The organism is Burkholderia sp. BCC1999, from assembly GCF_905339975.1.
In the GTDB taxonomy this organism is placed as follows: Bacteria; Pseudomonadota; Gammaproteobacteria; order Burkholderiales; family Burkholderiaceae; genus Burkholderia.
The window spans coordinates 55,057-79,310 of record NZ_CAJPHP010000004.1 but is presented as its reverse complement, the minus strand read 5'-3'; the positions used below and the strand labels follow the sequence as shown (position 1 = coordinate 79,310).

25 protein-coding genes are annotated in these 24,254 nt (G+C 68.5%); 12 read left to right on the top strand and 13 right to left on the bottom strand.

Annotated features, from left to right (window positions below):
• Window positions 1-5 precede the first annotated feature (5 nt).
• Entirely contained in the window at window positions 6-1,397 is a 1,392-nt protein-coding gene (locus U5809_RS06820; RefSeq protein ID WP_322085962.1) for a CoA transferase, read from the bottom strand.
• 188 nt (window positions 1,398-1,585) lie between these two features.
• Entirely contained in the window at window positions 1,586-1,909 is a 324-nt protein-coding gene (locus tag U5809_RS06815; RefSeq protein ID WP_322085961.1) for a DUF2917 domain-containing protein, read from the bottom strand.
• 218 nt (window positions 1,910-2,127) lie between these two features.
• Here U5809_RS06815 and mdtD point away from each other — a divergent pair, with 218 nt between their 5' ends.
• Window positions 2,128-3,564 carry a multidrug transporter subunit MdtD gene (mdtD, locus tag U5809_RS06810; protein WP_282505824.1) on the top strand — a complete coding sequence of 479 codons (1,437 nt, stop codon included), beginning with the start codon at window positions 2,128-2,130 and terminating at the stop codon, window positions 3,562-3,564.
• Between the two features lie 192 nt (window positions 3,565-3,756).
• Entirely contained in the window at window positions 3,757-5,028 is a 1,272-nt protein-coding gene (locus tag U5809_RS06805; protein ID WP_322085960.1) for an EAL domain-containing protein, read from the top strand.
• 19 nt (window positions 5,029-5,047) lie between these two features.
• Here U5809_RS06805 and U5809_RS06800 read toward each other — a convergent pair whose 3' ends face one another.
• The 3 genes from U5809_RS06800 to U5809_RS06790 form a co-directional block, all read right to left on the bottom strand.
• A complete protein-coding gene (locus U5809_RS06800; protein ID WP_322085959.1) occupies window positions 5,048-5,653 on the bottom strand; it encodes a class I SAM-dependent methyltransferase in 606 nt (201 codons plus the stop codon).
• Window positions 5,654-5,761: 108 nt separating this feature from the next.
• A complete protein-coding gene (locus U5809_RS06795; RefSeq protein WP_322085958.1) occupies window positions 5,762-6,808 on the bottom strand; it encodes a 2-dehydropantoate 2-reductase in 1,047 nt (348 codons plus the stop codon).
• Window positions 6,801-7,325, bottom strand: coding sequence for a DUF962 domain-containing protein (locus U5809_RS06790; protein ID WP_176050710.1), 525 nt, complete (start codon window positions 7,323-7,325; stop codon window positions 6,801-6,803). Before U5809_RS06790 ends, U5809_RS06795 begins: the two co-directional genes overlap by 8 nt.
• A gap of 81 nt (window positions 7,326-7,406) precedes the next feature.
• Here U5809_RS06790 and U5809_RS06785 point away from each other — a divergent pair, with 81 nt between their 5' ends.
• Window positions 7,407-8,114: a Crp/Fnr family transcriptional regulator gene (locus U5809_RS06785; RefSeq protein ID WP_322085957.1), complete on the top strand. Its 708-nt coding sequence runs from the start codon at window positions 7,407-7,409 to the stop codon at window positions 8,112-8,114.
• Window positions 8,115-8,201: 87 nt separating this feature from the next.
• Window positions 8,202-9,413: a chromate efflux transporter gene (chrA, locus tag U5809_RS06780; RefSeq protein WP_322085956.1), complete on the top strand. Its 1,212-nt coding sequence runs from the start codon at window positions 8,202-8,204 to the stop codon at window positions 9,411-9,413.
• Window positions 9,414-9,517: 104 nt separating this feature from the next.
• On the opposite strand, the gene sodB is transcribed toward chrA, so the two are convergent.
• Together sodB and xseA are read right to left on the bottom strand one after the other, a co-directional pair.
• On the bottom strand, window positions 9,518-10,096 hold the full coding sequence (gene sodB / locus U5809_RS06775) for a superoxide dismutase [Fe] (protein WP_011352986.1): 579 nt from the start codon (window positions 10,094-10,096) through the stop codon (window positions 9,518-9,520).
• 244 nt (window positions 10,097-10,340) lie between these two features.
• Window positions 10,341-11,723, bottom strand: coding sequence for an exodeoxyribonuclease VII large subunit (gene xseA, locus U5809_RS06770; protein WP_282505830.1), 1,383 nt, complete (start codon window positions 11,721-11,723; stop codon window positions 10,341-10,343).
• Window positions 11,724-12,173: 450 nt separating this feature from the next.
• On the opposite strand from xseA, the gene lpxK reads away from it, so the two are divergent.
• From lpxK to U5809_RS06745, 5 genes are all read left to right on the top strand, one after another.
• Window positions 12,174-13,202 carry a tetraacyldisaccharide 4'-kinase gene (gene lpxK, locus U5809_RS06765; protein ID WP_322085955.1) on the top strand — a complete coding sequence of 343 codons (1,029 nt, stop codon included), beginning with the start codon at window positions 12,174-12,176 and terminating at the stop codon, window positions 13,200-13,202.
• Complete coding sequence (locus U5809_RS06760; protein ID WP_006482216.1) at window positions 13,183-13,377, top strand: Trm112 family protein; 195 nt, start codon at window positions 13,183-13,185, stop codon at window positions 13,375-13,377. Before lpxK ends, U5809_RS06760 begins: the two co-directional genes overlap by 20 nt.
• Before the next feature lie 101 nt (window positions 13,378-13,478).
• A complete protein-coding gene (kdsB, locus tag U5809_RS06755) occupies window positions 13,479-14,270 on the top strand; it encodes a 3-deoxy-manno-octulosonate cytidylyltransferase (RefSeq protein ID WP_322085954.1) in 792 nt (263 codons plus the stop codon).
• A 208-nt stretch (window positions 14,271-14,478) separates the two neighbouring features.
• Window positions 14,479-15,141 carry an adenylate kinase gene (gene adk, locus U5809_RS06750; RefSeq protein ID WP_322085953.1) on the top strand — a complete coding sequence of 221 codons (663 nt, stop codon included), beginning with the start codon at window positions 14,479-14,481 and terminating at the stop codon, window positions 15,139-15,141.
• Between the two features lie 290 nt (window positions 15,142-15,431).
• Window positions 15,432-16,190 carry an SDR family NAD(P)-dependent oxidoreductase gene (locus U5809_RS06745; RefSeq protein ID WP_322085952.1) on the top strand — a complete coding sequence of 253 codons (759 nt, stop codon included), beginning with the start codon at window positions 15,432-15,434 and terminating at the stop codon, window positions 16,188-16,190.
• 66 nt (window positions 16,191-16,256) lie between these two features.
• Here U5809_RS06745 and U5809_RS06740 read toward each other — a convergent pair whose 3' ends face one another.
• Together U5809_RS06740 and murJ are read right to left on the bottom strand one after the other, a co-directional pair.
• Window positions 16,257-17,099, bottom strand: coding sequence for a SirB1 family protein (locus U5809_RS06740; protein ID WP_282505834.1), 843 nt, complete (start codon window positions 17,097-17,099; stop codon window positions 16,257-16,259).
• An 8-nt stretch (window positions 17,100-17,107) separates the two neighbouring features.
• The gene (murJ, locus tag U5809_RS06735) at window positions 17,108-18,658 is read right to left on the bottom strand and encodes a murein biosynthesis integral membrane protein MurJ (RefSeq protein WP_244137831.1); all 1,551 of its coding nucleotides are present in this window, start codon (window positions 18,656-18,658) and stop codon (window positions 17,108-17,110) included.
• 304 nt (window positions 18,659-18,962) lie between these two features.
• Here murJ and rpsT point away from each other — a divergent pair, with 304 nt between their 5' ends.
• The gene (rpsT, locus tag U5809_RS06730) at window positions 18,963-19,235 is read left to right on the top strand and encodes a 30S ribosomal protein S20 (RefSeq protein ID WP_059233374.1); all 273 of its coding nucleotides are present in this window, start codon (window positions 18,963-18,965) and stop codon (window positions 19,233-19,235) included.
• A gap of 158 nt (window positions 19,236-19,393) precedes the next feature.
• Here the strand turns inward: rpsT and U5809_RS06725 are convergent, their stop codons facing one another.
• Complete coding sequence (locus U5809_RS06725) at window positions 19,394-19,714, bottom strand: DUF3579 domain-containing protein (RefSeq protein ID WP_011546046.1); 321 nt, start codon at window positions 19,712-19,714, stop codon at window positions 19,394-19,396.
• Between the two features lie 413 nt (window positions 19,715-20,127).
• Here U5809_RS06725 and argF point away from each other — a divergent pair, with 413 nt between their 5' ends.
• On the top strand, window positions 20,128-21,057 hold the full coding sequence (gene argF / locus U5809_RS06720) for an ornithine carbamoyltransferase (RefSeq protein ID WP_176051660.1): 930 nt from the start codon (window positions 20,128-20,130) through the stop codon (window positions 21,055-21,057).
• Between the two features lie 88 nt (window positions 21,058-21,145).
• Here argF and murB read toward each other — a convergent pair whose 3' ends face one another.
• Window positions 21,146-22,195, bottom strand: coding sequence for a UDP-N-acetylmuramate dehydrogenase (gene murB, locus U5809_RS06715; protein ID WP_322085951.1), 1,050 nt, complete (start codon window positions 22,193-22,195; stop codon window positions 21,146-21,148).
• A 136-nt stretch (window positions 22,196-22,331) separates the two neighbouring features.
• Between murB and U5809_RS06710 the strand changes: the two genes are divergently transcribed.
• Window positions 22,332-22,817 (top strand): YajQ family cyclic di-GMP-binding protein, encoded by a 486-nt coding sequence (locus U5809_RS06710; protein WP_006482217.1) that lies wholly within the window; start codon window positions 22,332-22,334, stop codon window positions 22,815-22,817.
• A 79-nt stretch (window positions 22,818-22,896) separates the two neighbouring features.
• Here U5809_RS06710 and plsY read toward each other — a convergent pair whose 3' ends face one another.
• Together plsY and ybaK are read right to left on the bottom strand one after the other, a co-directional pair.
• A complete protein-coding gene (plsY, locus tag U5809_RS06705; RefSeq protein WP_282505839.1) occupies window positions 22,897-23,535 on the bottom strand; it encodes a glycerol-3-phosphate 1-O-acyltransferase PlsY in 639 nt (212 codons plus the stop codon).
• A 116-nt stretch (window positions 23,536-23,651) separates the two neighbouring features.
• The gene (gene ybaK / locus U5809_RS06700) at window positions 23,652-24,143 is read right to left on the bottom strand and encodes a Cys-tRNA(Pro) deacylase (RefSeq protein ID WP_124456378.1); all 492 of its coding nucleotides are present in this window, start codon (window positions 24,141-24,143) and stop codon (window positions 23,652-23,654) included.
• Window positions 24,144-24,254: the final 111 nt, after the last annotated feature.

Below are 24,254 nucleotides of genomic sequence, written 5' to 3'. Positions count from 1 at the left end.
GGCGCTTACAGCCAGTACGCGTCGTCGGTGCCGGGCGGCACGGGCGGCCGCGCGAACGCCGGCGGCGTAGCCGACAACCGCTCGGCCGGCCGCACGGTATCGAGCATGCCGAACGGCGACGCGATGCGATCGATCCGGTCGCGCACGTCGTCGGCCACGAGATCGGGCACACCCAGGCCGCCCGGCACGTTGCCGAACGACTGCAGCCAGCGCCCCGTCTGTGCAAGCGACATCCGCACGTGCCAGCTTCCCCCTTCGCGCGCCCGCCGCGCGAGCGCGATCATCGCGCCGAATGCCGCGAGATACCCCGTCGCATGATCGAGCGCCTGGCACGGCAGATGGCGCGGCGCGTCCGCGTGCGCGGCGTGCTGCTCCTGCCATGCGATCCCGCTCGCCGACTGCACGAGACTGTCGAAGCCACGCCGCTTCGCCCACGGCCCCGCCTGTCCATACGCCGAGATCGACACGCACACGATGCCGGGTCGCCGCTCCGCCAGCGCCTGCGGCGCGAAACCGCGGGCCGCGAGCGCGCCGGGCCGGTACGCCTGCAGGAACACGTCCGCGTCGCGCACGAGCGCGTGCAGCGTGTCGACGCCCGCCCTATCGCGCAGGTCGATCCACGTCGAGCGCTTGCCGCGCCCGTTGTCGATCACGAGCGGTGCGATGTTCGGCAGGTGCGGCCCGTTGACGAGCAGCGTCTGCGCACCGTGCGACGCCAGCGTGCGGCCCGCGACCGGCCCCGCGATGATGCGCGTGAGATCGAGCACGCGCACGCCCGCGAGCGGCTGCCCGGATTCGCCGCGGCCGATCGGCTCGACCGGCGCGTCGCCGATCCGCTCGATCTCGAACAGCGGCAGCGCTGCGATCGCGTACGCCTGCTCGTGCGCCGCCCATTCGTCAGGGGTTCTGATCAATGCCGCGCACAGACCGGCCTCGGCCAGCGCGGTATCGAGCGCCGTGCCGTCCCATGTGCGGATCGCGGCAGCGACGTCGGCGCGCTGCGCACCGCAACCGAGCACGTCGAGGATCCCGCGCAGGTGATGCGGGAAGTTCGCATGCAGCTGGATCCAGCGTGCGTCACCCGTCTCGAAGAAGCCCGTCACCGGATGACGCAACTCCGGCGGCGGGCCGTCGTCCACACGCAGGTAGCGTTCGCTGCGGAACGCGACCAGCGCATCGCGCACCGACACGTCGACGGATTGCGCTGCGCCCGTGCGAAGCCGGTGGCATTCGGCCGCCGCAAGCCCGGCAGCCGCGATCGTCGCTGCCGCGAGCGTGCCGACATGAAACGTCGACGGCAGCGTCGGGTCCTGCCCCGTCACGGTCGCGCGGGCCAGCGCGCCGCGATCGCCGCGCGCGAGTTGCCACAGATGCGTCAATGCGAGTTCAGGCGTCATGGTGAACGGGGCGCGATGGAGGACACGAAATCGAGTCTAGAATTCGCGCCCGCCGCAATCAATCCGGATCGCGAGAATCCATGCGCGGGCGCGCTTCATGCGGCACGACCGGTGCGATCGGCACGACCTTCGCGGGCATCCGCCCTGTTCGGGCAAGCGCCCTCGTGCGCACATGCGCCCCGCGCACACTACGTCGGCAGCGACGCGGCCGCATGGCGCCGGCTATCGCGCCACGCGACGAGCGGCCGCCACCACGCGTGCGCAACACGCACCGCCGGCGCCGCGTGCGGCCCGAACGCGAACGTGGCGCCGCGCGGCCCCGCGCTGACCCACACGCGCACGCCGGGCTCGAACGTCAGCGAATCGCCAGCGCCCAGCCAGTAGTCGTCGAGCCTGCCCTCGACCGTCACCCACACGTCACCGTCCGCCACCTGCAGTGCGGTGCGATCGACGATCCGCCACCGCCCGGCCGGCTCGTCGCCGTCGATCACGTAAAGTCGCAGTTCGCGCATGGCAGCCTCCTGGTCGCACGGATTCGATGGCACCAGTATTTCGGACAGTGGCGGCATGCGGACAGATACGGCTGCAGACACTTTTGGCTGAACTGTACTGGTCGGGCGACGGGGACGGCATCCGAGCGCCGGAATTCGCGTCACACCATGCGCCGAACCTGCACGGCCCATCGGCTTTCCCTACAATGTCGGCTGTCCCGCGCCACCGCCCCGCCCTCATGTTCCAGCGTCCGCCTGCCGCCGCCCCCGGCGAAAAGAATCTCACCGTGATGCTCTGGCTCGTTGCGACGGGCTTCTTCATGCAGACGCTCGATTCGACGATCGTCAACACGGCGCTGCCGTCGATGGCCGCGAGCCTCGGCGAATCGCCGCTGCGCATGCAGTCGGTCGTGATCGCTTACTCGCTGACGATGGCGGTGATGATCCCCGTGTCAGGCTGGCTCGCCGACACCTTCGGCACGCGGCGCGTGTTCTTCAGCGCGATCCTGGTGTTCTCGCTCGGCTCGCTGCTGTGCGCGAATGCGCATACGCTCACCCAGCTCGTCGCGTTCCGCGTCGTGCAGGGCGTCGGCGGCGCGATGCTGCTGCCGGTCGGGCGGCTCGCGGTGCTGCGCACCTTTCCGGCCGAACGCTACCTGTCCGCGCTGTCGTTCGTCGCGATTCCCGGCCTGATCGGCCCGCTGATCGGGCCAACGCTCGGCGGCTGGCTCGTGAAGATCGCGTCGTGGCACTGGATCTTCCTGATCAACGTGCCGGTCGGCGTCGCGGGCTGCATCGCGACCTTCTACTCGATGCCCGATTCGCGCAACCCGGCCGTCGGCCGCTTCGACCTGAAGGGCTATCTGCTGCTGACGATCGGCATGATCGCGATCTCGTTGTCGCTCGACGGGCTCGCCGATCTCGGCATGCAGCACGCGGCCGTACTCGTGCTGCTCATCCTGAGCCTCGCGTGCTTCGTCGCATACGGGCTGTACGCGGTGCGCGCGCCGCAGCCGATCTTCTCGCTCGAACTGTTCAGGATCCACACCTTCAGCGTCGGGCTGCTCGGCAACCTGTTCGCGCGGATCGGCAGCGGCGCGATGCCGTACCTGATCCCGCTGCTGCTGCAGGTGAGCCTCGGCTACTCGGCGTTCGAGGCCGGGCTGATGATGCTGCCGGTCGCGGCGGCCGGGATGTTCTCGAAGCGCATCATCACGCGGCTGATCACGCAGCACGGCTACCGCAAGGTGCTGCTCGCGAACACGATCATGGTCGGCGTGATGATGGCGAGCTTCGCGCTGATGCACGACTCGGTGCCCGTGTGGGTGAAGGTCGTGCATCTCGCGCTGTTCGGCGGCTTCAACTCGATGCAGTTCACCGCGATGAACACGCTGACGCTGAAGGATCTCGGCACGGGCGGCGCGAGCAGCGGCAACAGCCTGTTCTCGCTCGTGCAGATGCTGTCGATGAGCCTCGGCGTCACGGTCGCGGGCGCGCTGCTCGCGACGTTTACGGGCATGCTGCGCACCGTGACGCCGAGCAATACGCTGCCGGCGTTCCACGCGACCTTCATCTGCGTCGGGATCATCACGGCCGCGTCGGCGTGGATCTTCGCGCAGCTCGCGCCCGAGATCCGCAGCACCGCGCGCAAGACCGACCCGTCCGAGCGCACGTAACGCGCGGCGCGCGCCGTTTCGGGGGCCGCGCCGCCGCCGAACGCACCACTACGGTGCAGATCGCCCCGGCGACGCGCGCATCGAGGCACCCTTTCCCGGCCGCGACGGGCGGCCGCACGCGGCGCGATGCCGTGCATGCTTCTTGCTCGCCTATTCTCTAGGTAAACTGGCAGTCTTCCATCGGCCGACATCATGAGCATGATCGAAATCGATCCCCCCGGCTTTCAGCCGCCCCGCCCCGTCGCCGGCGACGACGGGAACCGGCGCACCGTGCTGTACGGCGGCTACACCGTGTTCAGCGTGTTCCAGCCCGTTTTCTCGGTGTCGCACCGCCGCGCGATCGGCTATCACGCGTCGCTGCGCGCACACGACGAGGAAAGCCGCCAGGTGGCGTCGCACGAGGTGTTCACGCAGGCGGCGCGCCGCGGCGATCTGCTCGAGCTCGGCCGGCTCGCCGAATCGTTGCATCTCGGTAACTTCCACGCGTTCGACAGTCACGACGAATGGCTCTTCCTGAGCCTGCATCCGGCCGCGCTGATGGACACCATCTACGGCGACGCGCTGCTGGCGAACCTGAAGGCGCTCGGGCTGCCGCCGCACCGCGTGGTGCTCGAGGTGCCCGAGCAGGCCGGCGGCGAGACACCGCGCTACGCGGCGATCGTCGACGGGCTGCGCAAGGCCGGCTTCCTGATCGCGCTGGTCGGGTTCGGCGCGAAGCATTCGAACATCGACCGCGTGTGGCATCTGCATCCCGACATCGTCACGCTCGACCGCGGCATCCTCGCGCAAGCGAGCGAGCACTCGCACCTCGAGCGCGTGCTGCCGGGGCTCGTGTCGCTGCTGCACGAATCCGGCCAGCTCGTGCTGATGGGCGGCCTGTCGACCGAACGCGACGCGCTGATCGCGCTCGAATGCGACGTCGATTTCGTGCAGGGCCAGTATTTCGCGGGGCCGAGCGTCGATCCCGTGCAGCCGCAGGCCGCGGCGGGTTGCATGGATACGCTGTCGGCCGCGCTGCGGCTGCGCGTCGCGCAGCGCGAACGCACGCAGGCGGAACGGCTCGCGCCGTACGTCGCGGCGCTCGAGGAAGCGAGCCAGAAGCTCGTCGCGGGCGAATCGCTCACCGACGCGGCAGCGGCCGTGCTCGGGTTGCCCGAGACCGCGCGCTGCTTCCTGCTCGATGCATCGGGGCGCCAGATCGGCGACAACGTGCTCGCGCGCGGCAGCGTGTCGCAACGCGCGAAGCGCTTCCGGCCGCTGCTGCATTCCGAAGGGGCCAGTTGGGAACGTCGCCCGTACTTCATCGACGCCATGCGCGCGCCGGGCCGCGTGCACCTGACGCCGCCCTACCTGTCGATCAACGAAGCGCACCTGTGCGTGACGGCGTCGATCGCCGCACCGGCCGCGACCGGCATGCAGGTGCTCTGCGTCGACATCAACTGGGAAGCGGCGCTCAACCAGTAAGCGCGACCGCGCGCCGCCTTCACGCGGCGCCGGCCGCCTTGCGGACGATCAACCGGTGTACACGCTTGCCGGACGAGGCGCTGACGACCTCGTGCTCGTCGATCACGTGCACGCCGGCGCCGAGCGCCGCATGCATCCGCGTCGAATCCAGTGCCGTATAGAGGCGACCGCGCTCGTCGCGCAACGTGCCGTTTCCGGCCACCCGCCAGCTCAGGTACAACGTGCCGCCCGGCATCAGCAGATCGGCCAGCCGCGCGGCGGCGGCCGCCGCATCGGCCTGTTCGAGATGCATGACGACCGTTTCGCACAGCACGTTGCGAAACACGCCGGAGGGCACGCCGGCCAGCGCCGGCAGCGCGGCGAGTTCGAAGCTCAGGTCCGGATGGTGCTGCCGCGCCTCGGCGAGCAGCGCGGCGCTCGCGTCGTAGCCACGCACGTCGAAGCCGCGCGACGCAAGCCAGGCCGTATCGCGACCCGCACCGCAACCGACGTCCGCGGTCGGCCCCGGCAAGAAATGCTGTTCGAGCAGCGCGTACATGTCGTCGGGTGCGGCCTGATCGAGCCAGTCCTGCGCGTATTGCGCGGCATGGGCGTCGTACGCATCGAGCGTCGGGCGATCCACCATGGTGAGTGCTCCGCATAGGCGTCGTATGACGCACCCCGCATCTTAGCCGTTGCACCCGGCCTGTGGTGCCGCGCACGCGGCCCGCACCGGCGATCGTCCGAAGCCGGGCTACGCGGCCCGCACGTCGCCCGCGCGTGGCGCCTGCGCGGTCAGCTCGGCCCAAAGCGCGTCGCCGCGCCATGCCGGGCGCACGGCCGCGGCCTCGGCGTCGTGGACGAGCGCGCACAGTCGCGCGTTGACAGGCGCCGGTGCGCCGAAACGCGCGGCCAGCCGCACGATCTCACCGTTGATCCACTCGACTTCCGTTGCGCGGCGCGCCGCAAGATCGTCGGACATCGACGAGCGCGCCAGCGGGTCGATCGCAAGCATCCGGCCGCCGAGCACACGGAAAGCCGCATCGGGCAGGTCGAGCACGGCAGGGATCCAGCCGGCCGGCAACGGCGTCAGCCGCGCCGGGCGAATCGCGGCCCGCGCCAGCCAGTGCAGCGCCTCCCGCTGGGCCAGCGCGACGCAGCGGCGGTACGCGCGTTGCGCGAGTTCGTCGCGCAGCGGCAAGTTCGCAAGCGCGTTGACCGCGTTGTTCAGGTTGAGCAACAGCTTCGCCCACTGCACGGCCGGCATGTCGCGATGCAGCGCGAGCGGCAGCCCGGCGCGCGCGAATGCGCCGGCGAACGGCTGCAGCGCGCGCGACGCGTCGGCCGCGAGTGCGCCGGCCGAACCCTGGTGAAACGCGCCGGGACCGCGCTCGATCACGTTGAACGGCACCATGCCGGCCAGCACGGTCGCTTGCGGCAGCGCGTCGCGCAGCACGTCGGCATTGTGCAGGCCGTTCTGGAAGCTGATCACGACCGTGCCGGGCCGCAGCACGCCGGCCAGCTGCGCGGCCGTGTCCCGCGTCGCGGCCGACTTCACTGCGACGAGCACGAGCCGTGCGTCGGCCGCGGCGGCCGGATCGGTCGCGAACGCGACATCGGCCGGCGCGAGCGTCGCGCGGTAGCCGCGCTGGTCGGTCAGCGTGAGCCCGTGCAGGTGAATCGCATCGCCGATCCGCACGCGGCCGACGAGCGTCACGTGCGCGCCGCCCGCTGCGAGCCGGCCGCCGAGATAACAGCCGACGGCGCCTGCGCCGAACACGCAGGCCGGCGCGTCAGACATGCGAGTGCGCGCCGCCGTGCACGGGGCCGGCACGCCGCTCGACTTCGCGGCGCACGTCGCCGCGCAGCCCCGCGAAGAACGCGACTTCGGCGACGACGAACAGCGGCCCGACCATCAGCCCGACCAGATCGTCGACGAACGCGGGCTTGCGCCCTTCGAACCAGTGCCCGACGAACTGCACGATCCAGCCGACGACGAACGCGCCGATGCCGGTCGCGAGCCATTGCGCCGTCGGCAGCAACGCGAGCGACTGCGCGGCCCACAGGCCGAGCGCGAACAGCACGGTCATCACGAGCCCGAACCGCAGGTCGAGGCGCAGGTAGAACACGACGAACGCGACCGCGAGCAGCAGCGCCGGCGACAGCGCGATGCCGGCCAGCATCCCGAGCGCCGGCCGCGACAGCAGCACCTCGACCGCGAACACGATCATCGGGATGCCGACCAGGTGCGTCGCGATGTTGCGCGCGTCGCGGTGGTAGGCCGCATACTGCGAAAGATGGTCTTCGAGCGTCTTCATCGCGTCTCCTGGTCGGTTATTGAGCGCTATGATGCGCGACACGCCCGAGAACCTCTGTCAGCTACCCGACATCGCGTATCCATGCCTGCTCCGCTCGCCCCGTACCTGCCGCAGATCGAAGCGAACCCATGGTTCGCCGCGCTGCCGCCCGCGTTGCGCGCGGACCTGGTCGCCGGTGCGGTGCTGCGCCGCCTGCCGGCCGGCCACGCGCTGTTCCGTCGCGGCGACCCGCCGTGCGGGCTGTATGCGGTCCTGGCCGGTTCACTCACGATAGGTGCGGTCGACCCGCAGGGCAAGGAAGCGCTGCTGACGGTGGCCGAGCCCGTCACGTGGTTCGGCGAAATCGCGCTGTTCGACGGCCAGCCGCGCACCCACGACGCCATCGCGCTCGACGACGCGCTGCTGCTGCACGTCCCGCGGGCCGCGCTGCTCGCGATCCTCGACGCAACGCCGCAATACTGGCGGCAGTTCGCGCTGCTGATGGCGCAGAAGCTGCGCCTGAGCTTCCTGACCGTCGAGTCGATGAGCGTAATGCCGGCCGCGCAACGACTCGCCGCACGCTTGCTGATGATCGCCGACGGCTATGGCGGCATCAGCGCCGGGCGCACGCGCGTGCGGCTGTCGCAGGAAACGCTCGCGTCGATGCTGTCGATCACGCGACAGACCACCAACCAGTTGCTGAAGGCGCTGCAGGCCGACGGCGTCGTGCGGCTGCACGTCGGCGAAATCGAGCTCGTCGATATCGACGCGCTGCGCCGCGCGAGCGGGCTGGGGGACGGCACGCGCTGAGCGTCGCGCACCGCGCTGTCATACGTTGCCCTGCGGCCGCCGCGTTGCGCTATCGTGGCGGTTCGTCTCTTCTCCCCTCGCCCCGCCTTGAATCCATCGACCGACGCCGCCCCGTCCCGCCATCCGTGGCCCGTCTTCGTCGCGTTCCTGCGGCTCGGCCTCACGTCGTTCGGCGGCCCGGTCGCGCACCTCGGCTACTTCCGCGCGGAATTCGTCACGCGGCGCGGCTGGCTCACCGAACGCACGTATGCGGATCTCGTCGGGCTATGCCAGTTCCTGCCGGGGCCTGCGAGCAGCCAGGTCGGGATGGCGATCGGCCTCGCGCGCGCCGGCTATGCGGGCATGTTCGCCGCGTGGCTCGGCTTCACGCTGCCGTCGGCGCTGTTGATGATGCTGTTCGCGCTCGGCGTTCACGCGACGGGCGCGCCGATCGAAGCCGGCGCGCTGCACGGGCTGCGCATCGTGTCGGTCGCGGTGATCGCGCAGGCCGTCTGGGGGATGGCGCGCACGCTGTGCCCCGATGCGCGCCACGTCACGCTGATGGCCGCGGCCGCGTGCGTCGCATTGCTCGCGCCGGCCGCGTGGACGCAGATCGCGGTGATCGTCGCGGCCGGTGCGGCCGGCCTCGCACTGCTGCCGCAACCGGCACGCGACGCACACGAACCGTTGCCGCTGCACGTGTCGCATCGCGCGGGCCTGCTGTGGCTCGCGCTGTTCGCGGCGCTGCTCGTCTCGTTGCCGTTCGCGGCCCGCGCGCTCCACTCCGATACGCTCGCCGTCGTCGATGCGTTCTTCCGCACCGGCGCGCTCGTGTTCGGCGGCGGGCACGTGGTGCTGCCGCTGCTGCAGGCGGCCGTGGTCGCGCCCGGCTGGATCGGCGATTCGACGTTCCTCGCCGGGTACGGTGTCGCGCAGGCCGTGCCGGGGCCGCTGTTCACGTTTTCGGCGTTCCTCGGCGCGTCGCTGCGCGATGCGCCGAACGGCTGGCTCGGCGGCACGATCGCACTGGTCGCGATCTTCGCGCCGTCGTTCCTGCTCATTGCCGGCACCGCACCGTTCTGGGAGCGCCTGCGCCGCAGCACGCGCATGCAGGCCGCGCTCGCGGGCGTGAACGCAGCCGTCGTCGGACTGCTGCTCGCCGCGCTCTACCACCCGGTCTGGACCGACACGATCCTCGCACCGCGCGACCTGGCCGCCGCGCTCGTCGCGTACGTCGCGCTGGTGTTCTGGCGCGTGCCGCCCTGGGCCGTCGTGATCGTGAGCGCGGCACTCGGCTGGGCGCTCGGCCCGGCCGCCTGATCCGGCAAGCGCGCCGCTTTCCCGCACGATAAAAACAAAAAAGCCCTCGTTTCGAGGGCTTTTTGCTGGGTGCCGCGCGCCATGGCGGCGCGCAGGCGCCGGACTTACGCGAAGTTCTTCGCTGCGAAGTCCCAGTTCACGATGTTCCAGAACGCTTCGACGAACTTCGGACGTGCGTTGCGGTAGTCGATGTAGTACGCGTGTTCCCACACGTCGATCGTCAGCAGTGCCTTGTCGGCGGTCGTCAGCGGCGTGGCTGCGTTGCTCGTCGACACGATGTCGAGCGAACCGTCAGCCTTCTTCACGAGCCATGCCCAGCCCGAACCGAACGTGCCGACTGCGGCCTTCGTGAACGCTTCCTTGAATGCGTCGTACGAACCCCACTTCGCGTTGATCGCGTCGCCCAGCGCGCCCGTCGGTGCGCCGCCGCCGTTCGGCGACAGGCTGTTCCAGAAGAACGTGTGGTTCCAGATCTGCGCGGCGTTGTTGAAGATGCCGCCCGACGACTTCTTCACGATCTCTTCCAGCGACAGGTTTTCGAATTCCGTGCCCGGGATCAGATTGTTCAGGTTCGTCACATAAGCCTGATGGTGCTTGCCGTAGTGGTACTGGATCGTCTCGAGCGAGATGGTCGGCGCGAGTGCGTCTTCAGCGTACGGGAGCGGCGGGAGCGTATGAGCCATGGCGATTCCTTCGTTGAGTATGTAGGGAGGCTGTGTTGGATGCTGCCGAGCGTCCGATTGTAGGCGAGACCGAATAACCCCGCAAACTCACGGGCCATTTATCCGCAGTATGCGGAAAAGCGATGTATGCGGAAAAGCGATGTTCGCGCATCGTCCTGCCGGACGAACCGGACGATGCGCAGCCTCCGTTCCCGCGCGCGATGCGTCCGTTGCGGCAACCTTCGGTCCGCTTGCAACGGTTACGTCAGATCGTATCGGTCAGTCTCGGCTGCACGTCGGCGAGCGACACGTCGGCCGAGCCTTCGGCCAGATGCACGGTCAGGCGCCGCTGCGGCTTCAGCGCGCTCGGCGCACGCACCGCGCGGCCCGTCTGCGCATCGATCAGCGCCGCATAGCCGCGCTCGAGCGTGCGCTGCGGGCTCAGCACCTCGAGCCGTGCCGCACAGGCTGACACACGCGCCGTGTCGCGTTCGTGACGGCGCTGCAACGCAACCGTGAGACGTTGCGACAGCCCCGCGAGCGCCTGGCGTGCCTGCGACGGATCGGGCCGCGCGCGCTGCCAGCGCAGTTGCACGAGCGCGAAACGCGCACGCGCATCGCGCACCGGCCGTGACGCCGCCGACGCAAGCCGCACCGCGAGCTGCTCGACGTGCGTACGCTGCCGCTGCAGCCGCTCGGCCGGGCTCACGAGCCGGCGCGAAAGCCAGTCGAGCTGCTGCGCGCGCTGTTCGAGCCGGCGCGCCATGCCGCGCGCGAGCGCACGCTGGCGGTCGTCGACCTCGCGCAGCAGCAGCGCGCGCTGGGGGCTCGCGAGCTCGGCCGCGCCGGTGGGCGTGGGCGCGCGCAGGTCGGCCGCGAAGTCCGCGATCGTGAAATCGGTTTCGTGCCCGACACCGCTGACGACCGGCAATTCGCTCGCCGCGATCGCACGCGCCAGCGCTTCGTCGTTGAACGACCACAGATCCTCGATCGAGCCGCCGCCGCGGCAGACGAGCAGCACGTCGACCTCACGGCGCGCATTCGCGGCCTCGACGGCCGCGACGAGTTTCTCGGCGGAACCGGCGCCCTGCACGGGCGCCGGATAGACGATCACCGGAATGTGCGGCGCGCGGCGTGCGAGCGTGGTCAGCACGTCGCGCAGCGCGGCGGCCTGCAGCGACGTGACGATGCCGATCGCACGCGGGTGGGCAGGCAGCGGCCGCTTGCGCTCGGGGGCGAACAGGCCCTCTCCTTCGAGCTGCGCCTTCAGCCGCAGGAACGCTTCGTACAGGCGCCCCTGCCCGGTACGCCGTACGGCCTCGACGTTGAGCTGCACTTCGCCGCGCGGCTCGTACATCGTGACGACCGCTCGCACCTCGATCCGGTCGCCTTCACGCGGCGTGAATTCCGCGTACTGCGCCCGGCCGCGGAACATCACGCAGCGCATCTGCGCCTGCTGGTCCTTGATCGAGAAATACCAGTGGCCGCTCGCGGCACGCGTGAAATTCGACACTTCGCCCGAAATCCACAACAGCGGAAACGAACGCTCGAGCATCGTCGAAATCGCGCGATTGAGCGCCGAAACGGGAATCACTTCGTCGCCGCCGCGCGTCGCGCCGGGTGCGGAAAAAGAGGAGTCGGAAAGCATGGGCGGTCGGATGAATGCTGGCGGCGACACGATAGTCCGACACGCGCTCGACGTCCAGCGCCGGCCGCATTCGCGGTGGCACGCGGAAGGTGTCCACACTTTGGCAATCTTCCGCCTAAAACGCATGAAAACCGCTGAAAAAACCAGACAATTCACGATAACACATTGATTTTTATAGATTTTTAAACCTTTCGGAATGATTCTCATCCGATTCGAAGCCCACCCGGCGGGCGTTTGAGGTGATCGAGCAGGGAGTTTTTCACAGAGTTATCCACAGGCCGTCGCGATCCGGCCCCGCAGGCTGCGTCGGCCGGTCGCGCTTGCCGCGCCGGCGTGCGGCGCGCTAGAGTGCCGCCTTCCGCAGAACTCGCGGCATGTGCCGCCCAACGGAGAATCCGCCTTGACGAATCCGTCCCACGCCGCGGCGCACGACGCGCCGCGCCCGGCCCGATGAGCGCGCCCGGCGGCCTGCTCGCGCGGCTCGAAGCGCGCCTGACACGCGAATGGCAGCGGCGCGGCGCGCTCGCCTGGGCGCTCACGCCGTTCGCCTGCGTGTTCGGCCTTTGCGCAGCGCTGCGACGTACCGCCTACACGCAGGGGTGGAAACAGCCGGTCGACGTCGGCGTACCGGTCGTCGTGGTCGGCAACGTGACCGTCGGCGGCACCGGCAAGACGCCGACGGTGATCGCGCTCGTCGACGCATTGCGCGCGGCCGGCTTCACGCCCGGCGTCGTGTCGCGCGGCTATGGCGCGAACGTGAAGGCGCCGACCGCCGTCACGCCCGCGTCGCGCGCCGGCGTCGGCGGCGACGAACCGCTGCTGATCGCCCGCCGCACCGGCGCGCCCGTGTGGGTGTGCCCCGATCGTGTCGCGGCCGCGCAGGCGCTGCGCGCCGCGCATCCGGACGTCGACGTGATCGTCAGCGACGACGGCCTGCAGCACTACCGCCTCGCGCGCACGGTCGAACTCGTCGTGTTCGACCACCGGCTTGGCGGCAACGGCTTCCTGCTGCCGGCCGGGCCGCTGCGCGAGCCGCTGTCGCGGCACCGCGACGCGACGCTCGTCAACGATCCGTACAGCGGCGCGCTGCCGCCATGGCCCGACACTTACGCGCTCGCACTGAAGCCGGGCGCCGCGTGGCACCTCGACCAGCCCGCGCTGCGCCGTCCGCTGTCGCAGTTCGCGCACGAGCGCGTGCTCGCCGCAGCCGGCATCGGCGCGCCGGAACGCTTCTTCGCGACGCTGCGCGCGGCCGGTCTCGCGCCGGCGACGCGCGCGCTGCCCGACCACTACGCGTTCGCCGACAATCCGTTCGTCGACGATGCCGTCGACGCAATCCTGATCACCGAGAAGGATGCAGTAAAATTGGGCGCTTCCTGGCGCGACGCTCGACTGTGGGTGGTCCCCGTCGAAGCCGCGCTCGACCCTCGCCTCATTGCCCTCGTTGTGGAGAAACTCCGTGGACGCTCGCCTGCTTGAAATCATTGTGTGCCCTATCTGCAAAGGCCCGCTCCACTACGACCGCGCCGCGCAGGAGCTGATCTGCAACGCGGACAAGCTCGCCTACCCGATCCGTGACGGCATCCCCGTGATGCTCGTCGACGAAGCGCGCCAGACCGTCGAAGGCACGCCGGTCGATCCGGCCGGCCGCTAAATCGCCCGACAGCGCCCCGGCCCCGGCCGGGGTACCGAGCCCTGCCGGCCGACCGGCTCCGGACGCGCCGCCCGCCCCGCTCTCCTCACCGCTCATCCCCGATGACTCACCCGCAACCCTTCATCGCCGTCATTCCCGCCCGGCTCGCGTCGACGCGCCTTCCGAACAAGCCGCTCGCCGATCTCGGCGGCAAGCCGATGGTCGTGCGCGTCGCCGAGCGCGCACGCGAAGCAGGCGCGCAGCAGGTGCTCGTCGCCTCCGACGCGCAGAGCGTGCTCGACGCGGCGCGCGACCACGGCTTCGAAGCGGTGCTCACGCGTGCCGACCATCCGTCCGGCACCGACCGGCTCGCGGAAGTCGCGGCGGCCTTCGGATGGAGCGACGACACCGTCGTCGTCAACGTGCAGGGCGACGAGCCGCTGATCGACCCCGTGCTCGTGCGCGACGTGGCGTCGCACCTCGCCGCGCATCCGGCCTGCGCGATCGCGACCGCGGCCCACCCGATCCACGACGCGGCCGACGTGTTCAACCCGAACGTCGTGAAGGTCGCGCTCGACGCGCAGAGCGTCGCCCTGTACTTCTCGCGCGCGCCGATTCCGTGGAGCCGCGACGCGTACCAGCCGCACTGGCCGGACGTCGCGACCATGCCGGCACCGGCTTTCCCGGTCTACCGGCACATCGGGCTCTATGCGTATCGCGCGCGTTTCCTGCGCACCTATCCGTCGCTCGCGCAGGCGCCGATCGAGCAGGCCGAGCAGCTCGAACAGCTGCGCGCGCTGTGGCACGGTGAGCGCATCGCAGTGCTGATCACCGAGTCCGCGCCCGAAGCCGGGATCGACACGCCGGCCGATCTCGCGCGCGTGCAGGCCCTTTTTCAGCCGGGTTCAAAATAACCCGTGGCATAATCAGGCGATTGTGCGAGCCGTCCGCGACCAGCGCGTCCTCGCTTGACCCCGCCCGCGGCCCTGCCGGCAGCCGCGCGTCGCCCAACTCGACGCGCCGCATCAGACCGGCCCGCCGCGCGCCAGGCAAGCCCCGCGCCCGCTGTCGCCGACGCCTTTGAGGCTCGCCACACGAATCTACATACTTGGAGATATCACCATGCGTTTGATCCTGTTGGGCGCGCCCGGCGCGGGAAAGGGCACCCAGGCAAACTTCATCAAGGAAAAGTTCGGCATCCCGCAAATCTCGACGGGCGACATGCTGCGCGCGGCCGTGAAGGCCGGCACGCCGCTCGGCGTCGAGGCGAAGGGCTACATGGACGCCGGCAAGCTCGTGCCGGACGCGCTGATCATCGGCCTCGTCAAGGAGCGCCTGAAGGAATCCGACTGCGCGAACGGCTATCTGTTCGACGGTTTCCCGCGCACGATCGCGCAGGCTGACGCGATGAAGGAAGCCGGCGTCGCGATCGACTACGTGCTCGAGATCGACGTCCCGTTCTCGGAAATCATCGAGCGCATGAGCGGCCGCCGCACGCACCCGGCATCGGGCCGCACGTACCACGTCAAGTTCAACCCGCCGAAGGTCGAAGGCCACGACGACGTGACGGGCGAACCGCTGATCCAGCGCGACGACGACAAGGAAGAAACCGTCAATAAGCGCCTCGAAGTGTACGAAGCGCAGACCAAGCCGCTGATCACGTACTACGGCGACTGGGCGCAGCGCGGCGAGGAAAACGGCCTGAAGGCACCGCAGTATCGCAAGATCTCGGGCCTCGGCGCTGTCGAGGAAATCCGCGAGCGCGCGTTTGACGCACTGAAGTAAGCAGCGCGTCGCGCACCCGCAAGAGCCGCCCTTTTCGGGCGGCTTTTTTTGCCCGGTCGAGATTCGCACGAGCGTGCGTTTATCGCCTCCACGTGACGACGCCCCGTACAATCGCTTGAATGCGTGCCGCGTCCACTCGCGGCGCGCTGGCCTTTCAATGAATGCGCATCGGACAGAACAACCGCTTTGCATGGGATCGCCCCAAGCGCTAAAGCGCCAAGGGCGGTCGACGCTTTGCATGGGACCTCCCTAAGCGCTAAAGCGCCAAGGGCGGTCGACAGGAGACAGACATGGAAATTCGCGGCAACGTGTTTCTGATCACGGGCGGCGCATCGGGCCTCGGCGCCGGCACCGCACGGATGCTTGCCCAGGCCGGCGGTACGGTCGTGCTCGCCGATCTGAACGAAGCGGCAGGCACTGCGCTCGCGACCGAACTGGGCGGTGTATTCGTGCGCTGCGACGTGTCGAGCGAAACCGACGCACAGACGGCCGTCGACGCGGCAACGCACGCGGGCACGCTACGCGGCCTCGTGAACTGCGCGGGCATCGCGCCGGCCGCGAAAACCGTCGGCAAGGACGGCGCGCACCCGCTCGACGTATTCGCGAAGACGATCAACGTGAACCTGGTCGGCACGTTCAACATGATCCGGCTCGCGGCCGCCGCGATGGCCGCGACCGCGCCGACCGCGGAAGGCGAGCGCGGCGTGATCGTCAGCACCGCGTCGGTCGCCGCCTTCGACGGACAGATCGGCCAGGCCGCCTATGCGGCATCGAAGGCCGGTGTCGCAGGCATGACGCTGCCGATCGCGCGCGATCTGTCGCGCAGCGGCATCCGCGTGATGACGATCGCGCCCGGCCTGTTCGAAACGCCGATGCTGCTCGGCATGCCGCAGGACGTGCAGGACGCGCTCGGCGCGATGGTGCCGTTCCCGCCGCGGCTCGGCAAACCGGCCGAATACGCGATGCTGGTGCGCCAGATCGTCGAGAATCCGATGCTCAATGGCGAAGTGATCCGCCTCGACGGCGCGATCCGGATGCAGCCGAAGTAGGCGCCCATGAAAAACGCCCGCGATGCGGGCGTTTTTTTCTTGTTCCGGAAACGGCGCGATGGCGGCTCAGTCCTCGCCGTCGCGCTGCATGCGCTGCCGCAATTCGGTGACCTGCGATTCGACGACGGTCGCGTCGTCCGCCTCGGGCCGCTCGCCGAGATACTGCTCGAGATCCTCGAGCGCGGGACGCAGGTAGTCGAGCCGTGCATACGCAAAGCCGCGGTCGCGCACCTCGTCGAGCTGCTCGGGCAACAGGATCACAAGCCGCTGCTGCACCGCGAGCAGCCGCTGCCAGCGTTCCGTCTGCAGATAGATCGTCTTCAGGTTGCGCAGCATCCGCGCGATGATCTCGCGGCTCGTCGCCGGTTGCAGCAGTGCGCGCAACGCACTGTCGACCGCACCGGCCGCGCGCGCGACGTACGGCTCGAGCATCTCGACCATCTCGGCTTCGGACAGCGAATGACCGTTGGTCGGATCGATGATCAGGTCGCCGTCCGGCAGCGTGACGCGCAGCAGGAAATGGCCGGGGAACGACACGCCGCGCGCCGGCACGCCGATCTGCTCGGCGAGCTCCAGGTACAGCACCGACAGCGAGATCGGGATCCCGCGCCGCCGTTTCAGCACGGCATTCAAGTGGCTGTTATCGGGGTCGTAGTAATCGTTGTGATTGCACGAGAAGCCGAGTTCGCGGAAGAAGAAGTCGTTCAGCGCGGCGACGCGGCCCTTCAGGTCCGCATCGTCGGCGAACCGCCGGCGCAGCCGCGCCGCCAGCATGTCGAGTTCGGCCAGCGTACCCTGCAGGTCGAGGTCCGGATACGCGTCCTGCGCCAGCGACAGCGCGGTTTCCGTGACGGGCAGACTGTCGTCGTCCGCCACGAGCGTGCTGAAGTAGTCGAGGACGCGAGTCATTGCGGTCGTCACTTGGCGCGCCTTCTGAAGTAAGCGTATTTGAAGCCCATCACCCACAACATACCGAAATATAGTGCAGCGAACAGCACGAGGCACGCCGCCATCAGCGCGATGCGGTCGAGCGGCTGCGTGCGCATCCCCGTCCAGTCGAAACTGATCGCGCACCAGTGCATCAGGCCCGCGAGCACGAGCGTCGCGCCGACGAGCTGCACGAAGAAGCGCAGCCAGCCCGGCGACGGCTGGTAAATGCCGCGCTTGCGCAGCCCGAGGAACAGCAGCAGCGAATTCAGGCACGCGCCCACGCCGATGCTCAGCGTCAGGCCCGCGTGGCCGATCAGCGGCACGAACACGTAGTTCGAGATCTGCGTGACGATCAGCACGCCGATCGCGATCTTCACGGGCGTCTTGATGTCCTGCTTCGCATAGAAGCCCGGCGCGAGGATCTTGATCAGGATGATGCCGACGAGGCCGATCCCGTAGGTCGCGAGCGCGCGCGCGACCATCGTGACGGTATGCGCGTCGAACTTGCCGTAGTTGAACAGCGTCGCGGTGAGCGGCGTCGCGAAGAAGAACAGCGCGAGCGCGCTCGGCGCCGCGAGCAGGAACGTGACGCGCAGCCCCCAGTCGAGCAGCGCCGAATACTCATGCGAATCGGCGTCGACGTGCGCCTTCGACAGGCTCGGCAGCAGGATCGTGCCGAGCGCGACGCCGAGCAGCGCCGTCGGGAATTCCATCAGGCGGTCGGCGTAGTTGATCCACGACACGGCGCCCTGCCCGAGCCGCGACGCGATGTTGGTGTTGATGATCAGCGACAGCTGCGCGACCGACACCGCGAACGTCGCGGGCACCATCTTCGCGAGCACGCGCTTCACGCCCGGGTGGCGCAGTGCGCGCAGCGGGTTCAGGCCGATCAGCGGCACCATGTCGATCTTCTTCAGCCCCGGCATCTGCACGAGGAACTGCAGTACGCCGCCGACGATGACGGCCCACGCGAGCGCGTAGACCGGCACCTTCAGGTGCGGCGCGACGAACACGGCTGCGGCAATGAACGCGACGTTGAGCAGCACCGGCGCGAACGCGGGCAGCGAGAAGCTCTTGTACGTGTTGAGCACGCCGGACGCGAGCGTCGTCAGCGAGATGAACACGATGTACGGGAACATGATCTGCGTCATCGTGACCGCGAGCGGGAACGCCTGGCCATCGGTGTGCAGGCCGGACGCGACCGCGAACACGACCCACGACGCGCCGGCGATCCCGAGGACCGACAGCACGGCAAGCGCCCACGCGAGCACGGTGGACATCGCGTCGACGAGCGCCTTCGTCGCATCGTGCCCCTGCTGGTTCTTGAACTCGGCGAGGATCGGCACGAACGCCTGCGAGAACGCGCCTTCGGCGGACAGGCGGCGCAGCAGGTTCGGAATGCGGAAAGCGACGTAGAACGCGTCGGTATATTGACTGGCACCGAACGCACGGGCGATCAGCGTCTCGCGGGCCAGTCCGGTCACGCGCGACAGCAGCGTGAAGCCGCTGACCGTCAGCAGGGCTCTGAATAGATTCATGGGGCGCTTATTATACGGACGTTGCGCGACCCGGCCAGCGGCCGATGCCGAAAAGCGCGCACGCCGCCGGCGCCCCGTCCGGCGAATGTCACTTCGAACTTGCCACACGCTTGATTTTGTTGCTATAATCTCCGGTTTCTGGGCTCGTACATGCACGGCAACTGCCGTTTTCATGTCCTAGCCTCGGTTAAAATCACCGTTTTTTTATGCGCCCCTGGGCAATCGTTCTCAGGGGACGGATCGAAAAGCAGCGCTTGGCCGTCAGGCTCCAAGCTCTGGAAACAGGACAGGATAAGGAACCGTCATGGCTAACTCCGCACAAGCACGCAAGCGCGCCCGCCAGGCCGCGAAGGCAAACTCGCACAACTCGGCGCTGCGCTCGAAATTCCGTACCGCGATCAAGTCGGTTCGCAAGGCTGTTGACGCCGGCGACCAAGCAAAGGCTGCCGAGCTGTTCAAGGCTGCCGTGAAGACGATCGACACGATCGCCGACAAGAAGATCGTTCACAAGAACAAGGCCGCTCGCAGCAAGAGCCGCCTGGCCGCAGCCGTCAAGGGCCTGCAGGCAGCAGCGTAAACCTGGTGCGCCCGCTCCCGCGGGCGTTCCTGTTTCCTGCGATCGCAAAAAAGCCCGCCTAGGCGGGCTTTTTTGTCGTCTGCCGCCTGCGCGTCATCATGCGCGGCAGCGGCAGCACTTGCCGGGGCGGGCGCTGCACGCGCCCTCGCCCGTCGGCATCACTTCTTCGTGTTGTAATCCGGCAGTTCGCACGCCTCGGTGACGACGAGGTTGTTGTCCTTCGCGAAATTCAGCACGAAATCGAAAGCCATCGGTTCGATGTCGCGCAGCCGCGAATCGAGGATCACGCATTTCAGGTCGCCGAGCATCGTCGGACGCACGTACAGCGAATACTTGAGACGCGCATTCGGCCCGCTCGCCCCCGGCCCGAAGCAGGCCATCACACCGGCCAGACGTTCCGACCAGTCGCTCGGGCGAAACTTTTTCCCGTCTTTCGTGATGCCCTGGATGAAGAATTCGGTCGGAGGGGTTTCAGCCATGTGGTTACCCAAGTGACGGCCCGGCGATGTCCAGGCAACAGCGCCTGGAAACGCGAACACAAAGCTGGAATGGACGGCGGCACAAGCATTCCGGCATCCCGAAAACGGGACGTCGATGCGCGCCGCCGGTGGACTGCACCGGATTTGTGCAGCGCACGGCTTGTGTCCGGCAGAGCGCGAAAAGCCTTGCCTGCCGGGCTGGAGAAAACTTTCGAATTATACCGCAGCGCGCCATCGCGCGTCGTCCCGACGGCCGCCTTCCCGCGCCGTCCGCTGCGTGTCGCGATCGTGCCCCGCTTCGCTCCGCGGCTCGTCAAAGCACAGAAAATCCTTTATGCTGCTTTGAGTTATCCACACCCGACGGCGGCGCCGTCCGGCCTCGCTGCCGGGTGAAACCCGCCGTATTTCGCTTCATGACCGCCAAAACCATTCGTCACTACCTGCAGTTCAAGGATTTCTCGCTGGAAGACTACGAGTACGTGCTCGAACGCACGGGTATCCTGAAGCGCAAATTCAAGAACTACGAGACCTATCACCCGCTGCACGACCGCACGCTCGCGATGATCTTCGAGAAGAGCTCGACGCGTACGCGGCTGTCGTTCGAGGCCGGGATCTTCCAGCTCGGCGGCCACGCCGTCTTCATGAGCACGCGCGACACGCAGCTCGGCCGCGGCGAACCCGTCGAGGATTCCGCGCAGGTCATCTCGCGGATGGTCGACATCATCATGATCCGCACGTTCGAGCAGGAGGTCATCACGCGCTTCGCGGAAAACTCCCGCGTGCCGGTGATCAACGGCCTGACGAACGATTACCACCCGTGCCAGGTGCTCGCCGACATCTTCACGTACTACGAGCACCGCGGCCCGATCGCCGGCAAGACCGTCGCATGGGTCGGCGACGCGAACAACATGCTCTACACGTGGATCGAAGCCGCGCAGATCCTCGGCTTCAAGCTGCGCCTGTCCACGCCGCCCGGCTATGCGCTCGACATGAAGCTCGTGTCGCCCGGCAGCGCGCCGTTCTACGAGGTGTTCGACGATCCGAACGAAGCGTGCAAGGGCGCCGACCTCGTCACCACCGACGTGTGGACGAGCATGGGCTTCGAAGCCGAGAACGAAGCGCGCAAGCAGGCGTTTGCCGACTGGTGCGTCGACGAGGAAATGATGGGCCACGCGAACCCGGATGCGCTCTTCATGCACTGCCTGCCCGCGCACCGCGGCGAGGAAGTGACGGCCGGCGTGATCGATGGCCCGCAGAGCGTCGTCTGGGACGAGGCGGAAAACCGCCTGCACGTGCAGAAGGCACTGATGGAGTTCCTGCTGCTCGGCCGCCTCAAGCACTGACGCGCCGGAACGCACACGCGTAAAAAAAGCGCCGATCGACGATCGGCGCTTTTTGTTTGGGCGCGCGGAAAGCGGCGCGGAACCCGCGTTACAGGCAGACCGGCTCAGCTTCCAGCTCGACCCCGAATTGCGCACGCACGTCGGCCTGGATCGCCTGCGCCAGCGCGAGCACGTCGGCGCCCGTCGCACCGCCGCGATTGACGAGCACGAGCGCCTGGCGGTCGTGCACGGCCGCCGCACCGAGTGCCCGGCCCTTCCAGCCGCAGCGGTCGATCAGCCAGCCGGCCGCCAGCTTCACGTGCCCGTCCGGCTGCGGATACGACACGACCTCGGGTGCGCGGGCGCGCAGCGCCTCGAACTGCGCGGCGTCGATCACCGGATTCTTGAAGAAACTGCCCGCGTTGCCGAGCACGAGCGGATCGGGCAGCTTCGCGCGGCGGATCGCGACGACCGCGTCGAACACGTCGCTTGGCGTCGTCGCATCAGTCGCGATGCCGCGCGCGTCGAGCTCGCGCGTGACGTCCGCGTAGCCGAGCCGCGGCGCCCATTGCTTCGGCAGCCGGAACGTCACCGACACGATCGCGAACCGGCCGCGCCCTTCCCGCTTGAAGAAGCTGTCGCGGTAGCCGAACGCGCAGCGCGCGGCGTCGAAGCGCTCGCTGCGCCCCGTCGCCAGCTCGACCGCGACCAGCGAGTCGAAATATGCCTTCATTTCGAGGCCGTACGCGCCGATGTTCTGGATCGGCGCGGCGCCGACGGTGCCGGGAATCAGTGCGAGGTTCTCGAGGCCCGGCATCCCGTGCTCGAGCGTCCACGCGACGAATGCGTGCCAGTTCTCGCCGCCACCTGCCTCGACGTACCACGCGTCGTCGTCCTCGCGCACGACACGGCGGCCGCTGATCTCGTCGAACAGCACGACGCCGTCGAAATCGCGCGTGAACACGACGTTGCTGCCGCCGCCGAGCACGAACTGCGGCAGGTTCGCGACGCGCGGGTCGCGGTGCAGCGCCTCGAACTGCGACGCATGCGTGATGCGCGCGGCAAGGCGCGCGGTCGCGGCGATGCCGAACGTGTTGTGCGCGGCGAGCGGATGGTCGGGGAGCAGCGACAGGGCGGAATCGTCAGGAGGCATCGGCATTCGCGGTCACGTCGGCCCGGGCGGCACATGGCCGGCCTTGGGCAAACGGAGGGGCATCGGTAAAATGGCAAACAGTCCGCAATTATAGCGAGTGCCCGCGCGCGAGCCGGGTGCCCGCATCTCAAGGGAGAAAACCATGCCATCGTTCGACGTCGTTTCCGAAGCGAACATGATCGAAGTGAAGAACGCCATCGAGCAGTCGAACAAGGAAATTTCGACGCGCTTCGACTTCAAGGGCTCCGACGCACGCGTCGAGCAGAAGGAACGCGAGCTGACGCTGTTCGCCGACGACGATTTCAAGCTCGGCCAGGTCAAGGACGTGCTGATCGGCAAGCTGGCCAAGCGCAACGTCGACGTGCGCTTCCTCGACTACGGCAAGGTCGAGAAGATCGGCGGCGACAAGGTCAAGCAGATCGTCACCGTGAAGAAGGGCGTGACCGGCGATCTCGCGAAGAAGATCGTGCGGCTCGTGAAGGACAGCAAGATCAAGGTGCAGGCGAGCATCCAGGGCGATGCGGTGCGCATCTCGGGCACCAAGCGCGACGACCTGCAGAGCACGATCGCGATGCTGCGCAAGGACGTGACCGACACGCCGCTCGACTTCAACAACTTCCGCGACTGATCGCCAGCCGATCCGTCACGTCATCCCGCCGGGCCCCGCACACGCGGCGCGCCCGGCGCGCGGCAGGCGCCGCGCTTTCTCAGGCTTTCCCGCCGTCCTGCGCGCCGCCGTCCGCGGCCGCCTTCTTCTTGTCGCCGATCCGGCTTTCCTGCCCCGCGAGCAGCTTCGAGATGTTGCCGCGGTGACGCCACACGAGCAGCACGCTCATCGCGAGCACGGCCCACGCAACCGGGTTGTGGCCGGTGCCGAACAGGAACACGTCGAACACCGGCGCGAATACGGCCGCCACCAGCGCCGCGAGCGACGAGTAGCGGAAGAAGAACGCGACGATCAGCCAGGTCAGCGCCGTCGCGAGCCCGAGCACCGGGTGCACCGCGAGCAGCACGCCGGCCGCGGTCGCGACGCCCTTGCCGCCCTGGAAGCGGAAGAACACCGGATACAGGTGGCCGAGGAACACGGCGATCGCGACCCACGCGACGGCGACGTCGGGCAGGCCCAGGCGTCGTGCGAGCCAGACGGCAACCCAGCCCTTGAACGCGTCGCCGACGAGCGTCAGGATCGCGGCCTTCTTGTTGCCGCTGCGCAGCACATTGGTCGCGCCGGGATTCTTCGACCCGTACGAACGCGGGTCGGCCAGGCCCATCGCGGAACTGACGACGACGGCGAACGACACCGAACCGATCAGGTAGGCAACGAGGGCGGCGAGCAGGATCTGCATGCGGAGGACTCTTCTTTCAACGTATCGGTAAAGGGACGGCCGTGCACGGCGAGCCGGCAGGCCGAAACGGCGCCCATTCTACCGAACGGGCGCGGGGTGCCACGAAGGTGAAACCCTCAGTCGACACTCGCGCACTGCACCGGCTGCGCGCCGAGCAATGACACGAGTACCGCCGGCGCGAGGCTGACGAGGTAGCCGCGGCGGCCGCCGTTCAGGTAGATCGTCGGCAATTCGAGGATCGTCGCCTCGACGTAGACGGGCATCGTCTTGCGCGTGCCGAACGGCGACGTGCCGCCGACGAGATAGCCCGAATGGCGGTTCGCGACCTCGGGCTTGCACGGCTCGACGCGCTTCGCGCCGATCTGCCGCGCGAGGTTCTTCGTCGACACGGTGCGGTCGCCGTGCATCAGCACGATCAGCGGCTTCGCGTGCTCGTCTTCCATTACGAGCGTCTTCACGACGCAGTGCTCGTCCGCGCCGAGCTGGCGCGCCGATTCGCCGGTGCCGCCGTGCTCGACGTAGTCGTACGGATGCTCGCCGAACGTCACGCCATGGCGGCGCAACAGCTGGGTCGCGGGGGTTTCGGACACGTGTCTGGATTTGCTCATGGCGGCATTTTAATGGCGAACGACCGGCGGGCGGGCGGCGGCGTGCGCGGGCCGGCGTTATACTCGCGACCCGTTTTCCGCCGGACGGCCGCCCGCGCCGCCGCCACGATT

Coding starts and splice junctions, on each gene's coding strand:
- xseA (WP_282505830.1), bottom strand. CDS start 11,723: ATGCTTTCCGACTCCTCTTTTTCCGCACCCGGCGCGACGCGCGGCGGC.
- murJ (WP_244137831.1), bottom strand. CDS start 18,658: ATGAATCTATTCAGAGCCCTGCTGACGGTCAGCGGCTTCACGCTGCTG.
- murB (WP_322085951.1), bottom strand. CDS start 22,195: ATGCCGATGCCTCCTGACGATTCCGCCCTGTCGCTGCTCCCCGACCAT.
- kdsB (WP_322085954.1), top strand. CDS start 13,479: ATGACTCACCCGCAACCCTTCATCGCCGTCATTCCCGCCCGGCTCGCG.
- U5809_RS06785 (WP_322085957.1), top strand. CDS start 7,407: ATGCCTGCTCCGCTCGCCCCGTACCTGCCGCAGATCGAAGCGAACCCA.
- lpxK (WP_322085955.1), top strand. CDS start 12,174: ATGAGCGCGCCCGGCGGCCTGCTCGCGCGGCTCGAAGCGCGCCTGACA.
- U5809_RS06710 (WP_006482217.1), top strand. CDS start 22,332: ATGCCATCGTTCGACGTCGTTTCCGAAGCGAACATGATCGAAGTGAAG.
- U5809_RS06820 (WP_322085962.1), bottom strand. CDS start 1,397: ATGACGCCTGAACTCGCATTGACGCATCTGTGGCAACTCGCGCGCGGC.
- mdtD (WP_282505824.1), top strand. CDS start 2,128: ATGTTCCAGCGTCCGCCTGCCGCCGCCCCCGGCGAAAAGAATCTCACC.
- U5809_RS06815 (WP_322085961.1), bottom strand. CDS start 1,909: ATGCGCGAACTGCGACTTTACGTGATCGACGGCGACGAGCCGGCCGGG.
- rpsT (WP_059233374.1), top strand. CDS start 18,963: ATGGCTAACTCCGCACAAGCACGCAAGCGCGCCCGCCAGGCCGCGAAG.
- U5809_RS06790 (WP_176050710.1), bottom strand. CDS start 7,325: ATGAAGACGCTCGAAGACCATCTTTCGCAGTATGCGGCCTACCACCGC.
- U5809_RS06740 (WP_282505834.1), bottom strand. CDS start 17,099: ATGACTCGCGTCCTCGACTACTTCAGCACGCTCGTGGCGGACGACGAC.
- U5809_RS06725 (WP_011546046.1), bottom strand. CDS start 19,714: ATGGCTGAAACCCCTCCGACCGAATTCTTCATCCAGGGCATCACGAAA.
- adk (WP_322085953.1), top strand. CDS start 14,479: ATGCGTTTGATCCTGTTGGGCGCGCCCGGCGCGGGAAAGGGCACCCAG.
- U5809_RS06800 (WP_322085959.1), bottom strand. CDS start 5,653: ATGGTGGATCGCCCGACGCTCGATGCGTACGACGCCCATGCCGCGCAA.
- sodB (WP_011352986.1), bottom strand. CDS start 10,096: ATGGCTCATACGCTCCCGCCGCTCCCGTACGCTGAAGACGCACTCGCG.
- U5809_RS06805 (WP_322085960.1), top strand. CDS start 3,757: ATGAGCATGATCGAAATCGATCCCCCCGGCTTTCAGCCGCCCCGCCCC.
- ybaK (WP_124456378.1), bottom strand. CDS start 24,143: ATGAGCAAATCCAGACACGTGTCCGAAACCCCCGCGACCCAGCTGTTG.
- plsY (WP_282505839.1), bottom strand. CDS start 23,535: ATGCAGATCCTGCTCGCCGCCCTCGTTGCCTACCTGATCGGTTCGGTG.
- U5809_RS06745 (WP_322085952.1), top strand. CDS start 15,432: ATGGAAATTCGCGGCAACGTGTTTCTGATCACGGGCGGCGCATCGGGC.
- U5809_RS06795 (WP_322085958.1), bottom strand. CDS start 6,808: ATGTCTGACGCGCCGGCCTGCGTGTTCGGCGCAGGCGCCGTCGGCTGT.
- argF (WP_176051660.1), top strand. CDS start 20,128: ATGACCGCCAAAACCATTCGTCACTACCTGCAGTTCAAGGATTTCTCG.